We start from the raw sequence: 12,777 nt of genomic DNA, 5'->3' as shown, positions 1-12,777 counted from the left end.
GTCCACTTTATGGCCAAGAACGAAACATAGACCTCCCTCAATTTCGCTTTAGGCGGTCTACTCGCCGATAGAGGTCATCGATAAGCTTAGCGGCGTCGACCCCATAGTGAAGCCTCCTATGGCAGTTAGGACATAGCGCCACAGCGTTCTCAACGGTATCCGCCCCCCGGTCCACAAGCCTGCGCACGTGATGAACTTCGAGGAAGGGACCTTCCGACGTCCTGAAAGGCGCGTCCTGCTGGCACGACTCACAGCGGCCCTTGGCATTCTCCAAAACCCAGCTTCTCACCGCCGCGTCCCTGACATGTCGAGTCACAGACGCCTGCTCCACGCTCGGGTGGCGATTGCCTTCCGGAACTTTCGACAAGGCCTTGCTAGCGGCCGGCTGCTGGAGCATGGGTTGAACGGGCAACCCCTCCTCCTCCGCTATGATTTCGGCGATGCGCTGAGCGACCTTGGCTCCCACGTTCCTCGCGGGCAATAGGCCACTTACCCAGCGCCTACCTTGCCGCGATAGAACGGCGGAGATGTTCTGCATGCGGCGCTCTATCGACTTTTCGGGCCGTCCCAGTTGAGATGCCAGATCTTGATAGATCGATACTTTGACGTACGGCGTGCCCGCTAGCTCGTGCTCTCGCATCACTAGATACGCCTTAACGGACATGCGAAGCTCATCATCCGTCCAGAGGCGATCGTCGCCAGAAAGCAAGATACGCTGCGGGCTAACGGACTTGTCCTGAAGGAACCGCGTATATTTGCCGCCCGCATCGTTGACTGCCGCGCTAAGTAAGCTCATCGGCGAAAGGCCGTCTCGGCCGCTCTTTCGTCCTGGAGTTTGCAGAAACTCCGGGTAGCGCTCAGCCACAAGTGCCGCCAATTCGCTCGCGGACTTACCGCGAGGGAAATCCGACAGAACCAACTCCATCGCTTCAGCTAGTGTCATTTTTTGGCCGCCCCCACTTTACGGCGGACCTATTCTATCCGTCGACTATCCTTGGCCCAAACGACAAGAACCGACGGGAGCTAGCACGAGGACTGCCCAGGATTGCCGTTTTTGCATACCTATAGATTACTCGTGGCATGCAGCTAGCTCGTCGACTGCCGATACTTGAGATGGGTCGCCAACAGGTGTCCGCCGGCTCACGGCTAACGAAAATCAACATTTGGTCCAGTCATGGAAATAACGCAGAAGGCAACGGGTGCCCACAAGGGAATTATTCGAGCCTACCGAGAGCATCAAGACCTTCTTATTTTTGCCCTCACCGGAAGAACCGGGAGCGGGTGCACGACTGCGGCTGATTTATTGACAAAAGATTTCGACTCTCAGCTCTCCGAGCATTTTCAGCCATCTGCAGTCGAGGCTCGGAAAAGAGACATCGTTGTGGACTTCGCAAAAGCGAACTGGCAGCCGTTTTCCAAAATAACGGTCTCATCAATTATTGTTTCGCTGCTAGCCAAACAAGTGAGCCAGGAGGAACTAAATGGTAATTTACATTTGCTCGGTCTAACTTACGAAGCTCGCCAAACCCTTATCTCGTTTCAAGCAGACCACGCGGACTTCCTGGCGCTTCTCGAAATCGCCGCTCCCGAGTTTGATTCGAAGGTTCGAAGCCATCACGAGATGGCCGCAAAAGTCATCAAGCAAGCGCTTCCAGCCCTCCTGACTGACTTCAAGCGCACCATGGGGGAAAATTACAGCTCACTAATGCAGACAGTAGGCGACAATCTCAGGGCGTCGGGCAACGCTTGCGTCGGTGACGAAGATCCAGAGAAGCTCTTTCATTTACCGCTCGCCATAGTTCGCGCTATCGAATGCATTCGAGAAAATGACAAGTCAAATAGCGTGCCGACGAGAATTGTCATTGACGCAATAAGAAACCCACTTGAACTTATCTACCTAAGGGACCGTTATTCCACGCTCTATGCAATCGCGATCACCACTGACGAAGATGATCGAAAAGATAGGCTCCACGCCTTAGGGCTAAAATCAACGACTATCGAAGAATTGGATGCTCGTGAATACCCGAAAAAACACAAGCCACTGTCCACCTATCACACACTCACAACCCAAGACATCCAAAGCTGCCTTCAAAAGGCAGATATCTTTATTAGTAATACAGGAAAATATACGTCGAGTAAATCCAGTCATCGAGCATCAAACGCTCATCTTTACGGCCAACTACTAAGGTACTACGCGCTCGCACTACATCCTGGCTTAGTGACACCGACTCGCGATGAGCGATGCATGCAGATCGCCCTCGTTGCAAAACTCAATAGCGGGTGTATTTCACGGCAGGTTGGCGCGGCGGTTACCGATAGCAACTATGTCGTAAGAGCAATTGGCTGGAACGATGTCCCTAGGGGTCAGGTACCTTGCGCTCTTCGCAACGTTGACGGGCTAGATACCGCAAAAGACGAAGAAGCGTACAGCGAGTATGAGCGAAGCAACGACGAACTTCGCGCACAGGTGTTGAGTGAACACGCGAATCGGAATGTAGCTCTAAAGAAAGTGGGCCTACCTTGCCCCTATTGTTTCAAAGACGCGGCAAATAGCTCAGTCTTTGCGGATAGAGAAAATCGAACGAAAGGATCGAACCAAGTACACACCCGCTCACTCCACGCCGAGGAGAACGCGTTCTTACAGCTAACATCCAGCGGAACCAGCGGGATAAATGGAGGGAGACTTTACACAACTGCCAGCCCGTGCGAACTCTGCTCCAAGAAGGCGTACCAGCTCGGCATTGCGGACATTATTTACATCGACCCGTACCCGGGAATTTCAATACCTCATATAATGATTGCCGGCTCACCGTCTTCACGGCCCAAATTGCGCTTGTTCCACGGTGCAGTTGGGAAGGCCTATCATCGCCTCTACGACTCGATGTTGCCAATAAAAGATGAGATTAGGGCGCGTCTTCAAGCCGGAAACTCACAACTAACGGCTTGACAATTGATCTTATTGGATGCCCCTATTAGCCTACCGCCGACCATGCTAGTGATCATGGTCGGCGGGAGCAGGCCAGTCTTGATTTAAGCTGGGGTGAAGGTAACAGAACACCTCTTGGACGGCAGACGCTTTCTTAGAACAACCGAGCGCACAGCGCGAGACTTGTAAAAACGCTCAAAAAAATTTAATCCTTACTGCTGTAGAACCGCCCTTCACATTTGCACCGCTTGAGACTATCCTTAAACGGAATATCTAGTCGTTATGGGCATAATCGGCAATTTTTGGCGCTTCAGGTAACGGGACGCGATTAACAGGGGACAACCGATGAGTGATCAAGAAGTCGAATTTCAGACCGACTTTCACATGGGGCCAAGTGCGATTGGCGCCTATTCCCGACTGAGCTACACCATGTGGTATGCCCTCGCCGAGTTCATTGATAATTCTACTCAGAGCAGGGACAACTACGGGGGAATTATCGGGGACATTCTTAAAAAGGAAGACACTCCGTTAGTCGTCTCAGTCACGTATAGCAAGATCACAAAAAAGATTTCTATTGAAGACAATTCGATAGGGATGAGCAAGGATGATTTGATCAATGCCCTCCGTATCGCTCATCCCACGGCTGACAGCAAGGGCAGATCAAAATATGGAATGGGTCTGAAGACAGCAGCATGCTGGATAGGGAGAAAGTGGACAGTCGTGACGACAGAAGTTACCGACGACATGGAATACACCGCAATCGTCGACGTCGATGCTATCGCTCGCGGCGAGAAAATAATCGTAAAAGGTCGACCGGCAGATCGGGACGCGCATTACACTAAAATCGAGATAACGAACCTCAATAGAAGTATTCAGGGACGTACTGAGGAAAACATTAGAAGCTATCTAGGCTCTATGTATCGCTTCGACATTAAAGAAGGAACCTTGAAGCTTCTTTATAACGGCGACCCTATCTCCCCTCCGGACGATCTAGAGTTCGATACCGATGCTTCAGGTGCTTTGTACAGGCGCGACCTACCTAAGACTAAAATAGGGGAGCACCATGTTGTTGGGTGGATCGGTGTCCTAAAAAAGGGCGGGCGTAAATTTGGTGGATTCTCTATATTCCAAAATCGACGCCAGATACAAGGTTTTCCTAACGCGTGGAAGCCGAAAAATATTTTTGGCGGCGTCGACGAAGAAGGCGCGAATAACTTAATTTCACAGCGCCTCGTAGGCGTGATAGAGCTCGACCACTTTGACGTAAGTCATACGAAGGACGCAATTTTATTTAAGGACGGAGAACAGGAAGATCTGGAAGCTTTTCTTGAAGAGCAGACTCGTGATTATTGCAATTACGCAAAGCGTCGTAGAGGAAATACTGGTACTCAATGGAATAGGGACAAAGTCCGAGATCTTATAGATGGCATGCGTGATGAATTCACGAATGACGAGTTCAAAGATGCAGCTGACGACTTCCTCCCTCCACTCGACACGATCCTAGATAATAATCGCAAGCAAGTAGCATCCCTTACCGATGATGAGTCGGTGGTAGACCTAGAAATAGTTCCGGGCCTCAGAGTTGTCGTAGCACTACAGGAGCGCAGTGAAAACGATCCTTATCTGACGATTTCGGTTGGTGCAGAGCAAGGGAAAATATTTGTGATCATAAACAATTTACACCCCTACTATGCCGACATAGACTCGCCCGACGCTAACGAAGAATGCATTCGTCAGTACATCTATGACGCTATCGCGGAGTACCTTGTGTCGAGGCAACAAGGTCGTGTTACCCAGGATTCCACGAGAAAGAAGAAGGATAGTCTTCTTAGAGCGAAGTCAATAAGGGGCGAAAATCTCGCCGAATCCATGCGAGCAGGTAACGTGGAACTGGACGGCATTGCTTGAGCTCAACCGAAAAGTCATTTGATCTACGACGTTGGCAGGTAAGCGCATTAGACGCGTGGCTATCCAATGGCCGCCGGGGAATAGCTAGCGTCGTAACTGGCGGCGGGAAAACGGTTTTCGCGCTTGCTTGTCTACAAAGGTCTAATTGCGGGACCGCGCTTGTCCTCGTACCCACCATTGCGTTAGCAGAGCAATGGTGGGAAGAGTGTTCGTCGTTCTTAGACATATCTCGCACTGACATAAAGATCCTCGCCAGCGACGAGCAGATAGCTACCGGAACCGTGAATATCGCGGTATTGAATACCGCGTCAAATCTTGAGCCGAAGGCAGACATCGAGGGATTGATGTTGATAGTCGATGAGTGCCATAAAGCGGCCACTCCGTCCTATAGGCGCGCTCTTAATTTTCGAGGGGATGCAACGCTTGGTTTATCTGCCACTCCGGACAGGCAATACGACGATGGTTTGTTTTCTATCCTGGTGCCAAAACTAGGCCCAGTTATATATTCATATAACTACCGGGAGGCGATGCGAGATGAAGTCATCGTTCCGATTGTACTTAGGAATGTAATTTTTGATCTTGAAGAAAATATAGCAGAAGAATATCGCAAGCTCACTATTTCCATAGCGCGATCAATTGAAAAGAACGGCATCGAGGCGGAGCAAACAATTGCCTTACTTCTCAAACGAGCTCGAGTGGTCAATAGCAGTCATCGTCGAGTCGAGATTGCACTTCGCATTATCTCATCGCATCGTGAGGAAAAGATCATAGTCTTTCATGAAGACATTGAGTCTGCTGAAGTGATAAATACCGTACTCAAGGAAAACGGTGTTTCCTCCGGGATTTATCATTCTCGGATGAATCTGAAAGAGCGAGCAGAGGTACTTCGCCAGTACAGATCGGGCGCTCTGCGCGTATTAGTAACGTGTAGAGCACTTGACGAAGGATTCAATGTTCCTGATACAGAAATTGCTGTAATCGCTGCTGGAACAGCCACCAAGCGACAGCGAATACAACGTCTCGGACGCGTCTTACGTCCGGTGCCCGGCAAGTATAAAGCCTTAATTTATACGTTGGCCGCAACCAAAGGTGAAATAGAGCGTTTGCGCATGGAGGAGCGAGATATGAATGATTTCGCAGAAATCTCATGGAGCCGCGCGTGAAGACCTTAGCGATAAGGAATGATTCAGGTACTTTTGTCGTTAGCCGCCAGGTAGACCCCGATAGTTTTAGTGAGCAACAATTCGAGTATATGGTGGTACAGGCCCTTTGCGCTGCATACCCCGACTACCGCTGCATAACCTTAGGTGGAGCAACATTTCGGCATCAACAAGAGCGCAGAAAGCCGGATTTAGCGCTCGTCGCAAGGGACTATTCGCATTGGTTTGTAGTGGAAGTAGAGCTATCTTCTCATTCTCTCGACCACCACGTTCTTCCTCAAGTTAGGTGCTTTTCGCTCGGCGAACCAGAGCAGTCTTGCATCACGGCTTTATCTAATGGGCTAGGACTCTCTTTTAACAGATCTGCCACGATAGCGACCCTTCTTCCTCGCGGCGCGGTTGTAGTCTCTAATAGATGGAATCACGCCTGGGCATCTGCTTTGAGGGCTCTCTCGTGCCCCCTCCTTTCCGTCAGTATATTCGACTCGGCTGATGGTAACGGGCATTTAGAAATCTTTGGCCAAATCACCTACACGTCCAGAAGCATCGGCTTTGGGAAATACATTGCCACTGATCGGGCAATTCGCTTCGGAAAAGCCATACCGCTGCCTACCGGGAAGCTAGAAATCACTGATACTGAAGGATTTAAAACTAGGTGGATAATTCGCAGAAGCCAAGAGCACTTATGGGCCTCGAAGATTGATGGCTATTTTAACTTTGCCCATGAAAGTACCGTGCAAATTATCCAAGACATTAACAACTGTTACTCCATTAGAATTCTTTGATTAGGGCTTCTCTTTGAAGGACTTTGGAGGCTTTTTATACCCAAAAGAATCAAGCTTGGTCGTGTCGCTCTCTTTCGCATACGGCTTGATTACCGGAACGACGTACGAAGCTTCTCCTCGTTCCTTCGGTGCCTTTTCACTTTCACCATCAAATTGAAACCGCCCAAGGGCTCCAAGCAAGTAATCTTCTCTCAACTCACAGCAAATCCATTTCCTTCCTAGAGACTCCGCAACTTCGCCGGAAACACAAGACCCAGCAAACGGATCTAGGACCGTGTCACCCTTATCGGTAAGCATGCGAATGAAAAATTCCGGCAGTGCGTGAGGAAAGCGAGCCGGATGGGGATCTTGTTCCATTTCTCTGCAGAATTTTTGGTACGAATCATCAGACACCGTATTCGGAGCTGCAATCAAATTCGGCGGAATTGCCCCGCCGTTGTCGCGCCCCCAAACGTTCGACACTACATGCCCTGAAGGCCTCGGACCCGCGTTATATCCGTTCTTAAAGAGAGCCTGCTGAGATTTACCATAGGGAGTTAATACCCGCCGGTTGCTTGCTTTAGGCCAGGGTGTGGGGGACAGCCACCATACCGGATTGACTGCATCCTTTACCCTGAGTCGCCGAACATTTACCCATTCGGCTGGGGCTGGCATACGAGCAGGATTCCACCAATAAAAGTCTTGGGCTAAGTAAAACCCATACTCCTCACAAAGCATAGTCAACAGTTCAAATTGATATAAGCTCTTTGCAGGAAGCCCTTCAAGCCAAGCTGGCCCGATATCAATTACCAAACTGCCAGTTGGCTTCAGCACTCGCTTCATGCCTTCCGCAAATGGTCGAAACCAGTCTAGATATCGATGCGAAGGTTCGTTTCCGTAAGACTTCTTACGGATAAGGCCAAACGGAGGAGAAGTAACAATTAGATCCACCGAGCCTTTTCTAAGAGTAGATCGCATCAATCGCCGGCTATCTCCATGATAGAGACGACCCCGCCCCTCCTGCCACCAGAGGATGGGCTCCTCTACGGCAATGCCTTCTTCAACAGAAGCCGCTACAGTCGGTATGTGTTGCGCCACCCAACGGCGCAATAATTCCTCAGGGTCTGAGCATCCCTGCTCTGTAGCCAGTGCGCGCAAGCCTTTCAGTTCCGAAGCAGTCAACTTCAGAGTGATCGACTTGGAGAGAGAATCTCCCTTCTTTGTCATTTTAAACCGTGAGCGAAACGATACGGTATTGTCGCTGCTCTTCGGTCAGAAGTAACGCCCCTTCTGTCACTTTCTTCTTAAAGGCTAGACATTTTGGAGTAGAGCGATGCGGCTGGATCACCCGCACTTCGAATACCCACAATTCAAACAAGTCTGACACCCATCCATCAGCACCAGCGCCTGGGTATTGCACTTGCTGCAAAGGGTGGCGCCAGCGGGGAAGCCGGAGGCGTTGGTGTGGGGGTCGTTGCCGGATGCAGCGGTGTCGCGAGCGCCTATCGCCGATGAATCGGCTCCTACGGGAGCGGGGGCCGCGGAGGCCGCGTTGGCCTTCTCGTAGGCCGCGCGCTTTTCGGCGATGAGCTGACGCGTCGCATCGCTCATCTCGGGATCGTGGATGAGCCCGATCGACTTCATGTGCTGCTCGATCACCGCGCCGATCTCGGCCACGATGCTGGGCATGTAGATGCCGCCGGCCTTGAAGTAGCCGCCGCGGGGGTCGAAGACGGCCTTGAGCTCTTCGACGATGAACGTCACGTCGCCACCCTTGCGGAAGACGGCGGACAGGATTCGGGTGAGCGCCACGATCCACTGGAAGTGGTCCATGTTCTTCGAGTTGATGAACAACTCGAACGGACGGCGCTGTTCGTGCGGGGTGCCCGCGTTGAGCACGATGTCGTTGATGGTCACGTACAGCGCGTGCTCGAAGAGCGGCGACTTGATCTTGTACGTATTACCCACGAGCGTCTCGGGACGCTCCAGGCTTTCGTGCATCTGGATGACTTCGGCGACCGGCGCGACGTCTTTCGCCGGCGCGGCTGCGGGGGCCGGGGCGGCCTTGTCTTCGGGCTTTACGACCTGGTAGCCCTTGATCTTCTTTTCGATCTTGATCGCCATGACTTACGTTTCCTGCTGTATCGGTGGCGGCGCGCCCGGTGGGTATCCGGCCCGGCGCGCGCGCCGGGCCGGATGGGTACTACTTACTTGCGACGGCCACGGCCGGCGGTCTTGCGCGCCGACGTGCGGCCGGTGGTGCTGGCAGTGGACCTCTTTGCCGCCTTGACGGCGGACTTCTTGCCGGTTGCCTTGCGGGCGACCGTCTTGCTGGCGGCCTTGCGGGCCGTCTTCTTGGCTACGCCGCGGCCGGTCACCTTGCGGGCGATCTTGCCGACGGACTTCTTCACCGCCTTGCGGGCGGCGCTGGCCTTCTTGACGACGCGGGAAGCGGCCTTCTTGACGGCCTTCTTCACTGCGGCGACCTTGCGGCCGGACGTCTTGCTACCGCCACGCTTGGTCGCGGCGGCCTTGGAGGCGCTGCCGCGCTTGCTGGCGGCGGCCTTCGAAGCGCCACGCTTGGTGACGGCCGCCTTGGCAGCGTTGCCACGCTTGGTGGCCGTCTTCTTCGTGGCGGCCTTGCGGCCGGTGACCTTCTTCGAAGCCACTTTCTTCGAGGCGACCTTCTTCGAAGCGGCCTTCTTGGTGGCCGTCTTCTTCACCGCGACCTTCTTGGCGGCCACCTTCTTAGCGGCGGCTTTCTTCGGCGCGGCCTTCTTCACGGCAGCCTTCTTGACGGCCTTCTTCGCCGCGACCTTCTTGGCAGCCGCTTTCTTGGCCGGAGCCTTCTTCGCGGCAGCCTTCTTGGCGGCGGTTTTCTTGGTTGCAGCCTTCTTGGTCGCGGCCTTCTTGGCGGACGCCTTCTTCGGCGCCGCGGCTTCGGTGGTGGCAACCGGCTTCTTCGACGCGGCCTTGCGGGCCGTCTTCTTCGCCGGGGCCGGCGCGGCCGGGGCGTCGTCGACGACCGGGGCGGCGGCCACCGGCTCGGCGGCCGGCTTGGCCTTCTTCACGGCCGGCTTGCGCGCGGCCTTCGGCTTGTCGGCCTTCACCTGCGCGAGGTCGGCATAGTCGGAATCACCCAGGTCGACGTGGCCGTGGCCGAAGGCGTCGTCCTGCGGCGAGGGCACCGCGTCTTCGATGGACTTCATGGCCACCGGCTTGCGCTTGACCACCTTCTTCGCGGCGATCGGCGCAGGGGCGGCGGCGTCATCGTCGCCGTCGTCGGTGTCCGACACCGGCGTGTCCGCCGCGGTATCGGCGGTGGCGGTGTCTTCCGCCGGTTCGTGCGTGCCGACGTCCGTATCGGGGGTGCCGGTGGTGTCGGGCAGTTCGCCCTCGGCGGTGTCGTCGTGTTCGGTTGCCATGATGTTTTTCCCTCTCCGCGGGGTCAGAACTTGCCGTAGTAGCCTTCTTTCAGGGCATCGAAGAGGTTGGCGGCGGTGTGCATTTCGCCGTCGTATTCCACTTCGTCGTTACCCTTCAGTTCGACAACGCTACCGTCTTCCAATTCGAAGCGATAGAGGGTGTTTTCCAGATCGGTTTCTTTCACCAGCACGCCCTGGAAGGCGGCGGGGTTGAAACGGAACGTGGTGCAGCCCTTCAGGCCCTGCTTGTACGCGTAGAAGTAGATGTCCTTGAAGTCTTCGTACGGGTAATCGGTGGGGACGTTGGCCGTCTTGGAAATGGAGCTGTCCACCCATTTCTGCGACGCGGCCTGGATGTCCACGTGCTCTTTCGGGCTGATGTCGTCAGCGGCCACGAAGTAGTCCGGCAGGCGGGTGCGCGGGTCTTCGGAGTACGGCATGGCGTCGCCGTTGATCAGCGCGCGGTAGGCCAGCAGCTCGTAGCTGAACACCTCGACCTTTTCCTTGCTCTTCTTGCCCTCGCGGATCACGTTGCGCGAATAGTGGTGGGCGAAGCTGGGCTCGATGCCGTTGGAGGCGTTGTTGGCGAGGCTCAGGGAGATGGTGCCGGTGGGCGCGATGGACGAGTGGTGCGTGAAGCGCGCGCCGGTGGCGGCCAGGGCGTCGACCAGCTCGGGCGCCACGGAGGCCACGCGCTGCATGTAGCGCGAGTACTTGGCGTGCAGCACGCTGCCGCGGATGGTGTCGCCGGCCTTCCAGCCGTCTTTGACCATCTCCGGGCGCTTGCGCAGCATGTCGCCGGTCACCGTGAAGTCGCGCGCCAGGATCGGGGCCGGGCCCTTTTCCTTGGCGAGGTCGAGGGCCACTTCCCAGCCGGCCACGGCCATCTCGCGGGACACTTCTTCGGTGAAGGCCACGGCGTCGGCCGTGCCGTAGCGCATCTTGAGCATGGTGAGCGTGGAGCCCAGGCCCAGGAAGCCCATGCCGTGGCGGCGCTTGGAGAGGATCTCGTTGCGCTGCTGCTCGAGCGGCAGGCCGTTGATCTCCACCACGTTGTCGAGCATGCGGGTGAACACGCGCACGACTTCGCGGTATTCGTCCCAGTCGAAGCGGGCCTTGGGACCGAACGGGTCGCGCACGAAGAGGGTGAGGTTCACCGAGCCCAGCAGGCACGAGCCGTAGGGCGGCAGCGGCTGCTCGCCGCAGGGGTTGGTGGCGCGGATGTGCTCGCACCACCAGTTGTTGTTCATCTCGTTGACGCGGTCGATGAGGATGAAGCCCGGCTCGGCGTAGTCATACGTGGAGACCATGATCATGTCCCACAGATGACGGGCACGGATGTGGCCGTAGATCTTGCAGGCCACCAGGCCGTCGTCGCGCACCACGTAGTTTTCGTTGGTGGGCCACTCGCGCCACACGACCTTGGTGGGGTCGTTGAGGTCGATTTCGTCCTGTTCCTTCACATGCACCGGGAAGACCGTGGGCCAGTCCTGGTCGTTTTCCACCGCGTCCATGAAGCCGTCGGTGATGAGCAGCGACAGGTTGAACTGGCGCAGGCGGCCGTCTTCGCGCTTGGCGCGGATGAATTCCTTGGCGTCGGGGTGGCTCACGTCGAACGTGCCCATCTGCGCGCCGCGGCGGCCGCCGGCGGACGAGACGGTGAAGCACATCTTGTCGTAGATATCCATGAACGACAGCGGGCCCGACGTGTGGGCGCCGGCGCCGCTCACGTAGGCGCCGCGCGGGCGCAGCGTGCTGAATTCGTAGCCGATGCCGCAGCCGGCCTTCAGCGTGAGGCCAGCCTCGTGCACCTTCTCGAGGATGTCGTCCATCGAGTCGCGGATGGTGCCCGACACCGTGCAGTTAATCGTGGAGGTGGCGGGCTTGTGGTCGAGCGCGCCGGCGTTGGAGGTGATGCGGCCGGCGGGGATCGCCCCGCGGCGCAGCGCCCAGAGGAAGCGCTCGTACCAGTGCTGGCGGAGTTCGTCGGTGGCTTCCACGTCGGAAAGCGCACGCGCCACGCGCTGGTAGGTTTCGTCCACCGAGCCGTCGACGGGCACGCCGGACTTGGCCTTCAGGCGGTACTTCTTGTCCCAGATGTCATACGAGGCGGGCTGGAGCGGAATGGCCGTGGGATCGATGCCCATCGCTTGCGCACGTGCAGTGCTCATGTTGTGTCGTCCTCGAGCTTGGGCCTGTGGCGGCCTTTTGTTTTGGCAGCGTGGCGCAACCCTGCCGACGCGTTCTGCGGAAAGCGCCGGCCATCCTTTGCCCATCGCCAACCCCCATAAGGAAAAACCCCTTTGACGGCGACGGTTTGAAGCGGGAACGTGAGTCTTCGCAACACCAGCACTTGGTGACGAGCGGGTGACGGAACACAAGATGTTGTGGTTGCGGCCGGGGGCAACCTTAACGCCGGAGGTTGCCGATGTAAAGTGTCGTCCGATGCCGTCTCAAGGGTTGAAACCCGGCGGCATTCACGTGGTCGAATGGGCCGATTCATGTGCCCGGAGCACACCAGCCAAGGAGCTTTTCCATGCCTTCAAGCCTTTACCGGCATACCACTCGTTTTCTGATCGGTGCAGCCCTCGCCG

Annotated in this window: 9 protein-coding genes; 4 read left to right on the top strand and 5 right to left on the bottom strand. The window is 55.7% G+C overall.

Features of this window, described 5'->3' with window-relative positions; all coding sequences use genetic code 11:
- Positions 1-37: 37 nt before the first annotated feature.
- Complete coding sequence (locus JNG39_RS19165) at positions 38-943, bottom strand: HNH endonuclease (protein WP_368313568.1); 906 nt, start codon at positions 941-943, stop codon at positions 38-40.
- Between the two features lie 231 nt (positions 944-1,174).
- Here JNG39_RS19165 and JNG39_RS19160 point away from each other — a divergent pair, with 231 nt between their 5' ends.
- The 4 genes from JNG39_RS19160 to JNG39_RS19145 all read left to right on the top strand — a co-directional run bounded on the left by JNG39_RS19160 (position 1,175) and on the right by JNG39_RS19145 (position 6,779).
- On the top strand, positions 1,175-2,947 hold the full coding sequence (locus JNG39_RS19160; RefSeq protein WP_368313567.1) for a hypothetical protein: 1,773 nt from the start codon (positions 1,175-1,177) through the stop codon (positions 2,945-2,947).
- Between the two features lie 324 nt (positions 2,948-3,271).
- Positions 3,272-4,834: an ATP-binding protein gene (locus tag JNG39_RS19155; RefSeq protein ID WP_368313566.1), complete on the top strand. Its 1,563-nt coding sequence runs from the start codon at positions 3,272-3,274 to the stop codon at positions 4,832-4,834.
- The gene (locus tag JNG39_RS19150) at positions 4,831-5,997 is read left to right on the top strand and encodes a DEAD/DEAH box helicase (RefSeq protein ID WP_368313565.1); all 1,167 of its coding nucleotides are present in this window, start codon (positions 4,831-4,833) and stop codon (positions 5,995-5,997) included. The genes JNG39_RS19155 and JNG39_RS19150 overlap by 4 nt, the downstream gene beginning before the upstream one ends.
- Complete coding sequence (locus JNG39_RS19145) at positions 5,994-6,779, top strand: hypothetical protein (protein WP_368313564.1); 786 nt, start codon at positions 5,994-5,996, stop codon at positions 6,777-6,779. Before JNG39_RS19150 ends, JNG39_RS19145 begins: the two co-directional genes overlap by 4 nt.
- Here JNG39_RS19145 and JNG39_RS19140 read toward each other — a convergent pair whose 3' ends face one another.
- The 4 genes from JNG39_RS19140 to JNG39_RS19125 form a co-directional block, all read right to left on the bottom strand.
- Positions 6,780-7,985 carry a site-specific DNA-methyltransferase gene (locus tag JNG39_RS19140; protein ID WP_368313563.1) on the bottom strand — a complete coding sequence of 402 codons (1,206 nt, stop codon included), beginning with the start codon at positions 7,983-7,985 and terminating at the stop codon, positions 6,780-6,782.
- Between the two features lie 117 nt (positions 7,986-8,102).
- Positions 8,103-8,882, bottom strand: coding sequence for an NrdJb (locus tag JNG39_RS19135; RefSeq protein ID WP_368313562.1), 780 nt, complete (start codon positions 8,880-8,882; stop codon positions 8,103-8,105).
- Between the two features lie 83 nt (positions 8,883-8,965).
- The gene (locus JNG39_RS19130) at positions 8,966-10,183 is read right to left on the bottom strand and encodes a histone H1-like repetitive region-containing protein (protein ID WP_368313561.1); all 1,218 of its coding nucleotides are present in this window, start codon (positions 10,181-10,183) and stop codon (positions 8,966-8,968) included.
- A gap of 23 nt (positions 10,184-10,206) precedes the next feature.
- Positions 10,207-12,354: an adenosylcobalamin-dependent ribonucleoside-diphosphate reductase gene (locus tag JNG39_RS19125; protein ID WP_368313560.1), complete on the bottom strand. Its 2,148-nt coding sequence runs from the start codon at positions 12,352-12,354 to the stop codon at positions 10,207-10,209.
- Positions 12,355-12,777: the final 423 nt, after the last annotated feature.

Origin of the sequence: Luteibacter sp. CQ10 (assembly GCF_040900725.1) — a bacterium.
In the GTDB taxonomy this organism is placed as follows: domain Bacteria; phylum Pseudomonadota; class Gammaproteobacteria; order Xanthomonadales; family Rhodanobacteraceae; genus Luteibacter.
This window is presented reverse-complemented; position numbering and strand designations above follow the sequence as displayed.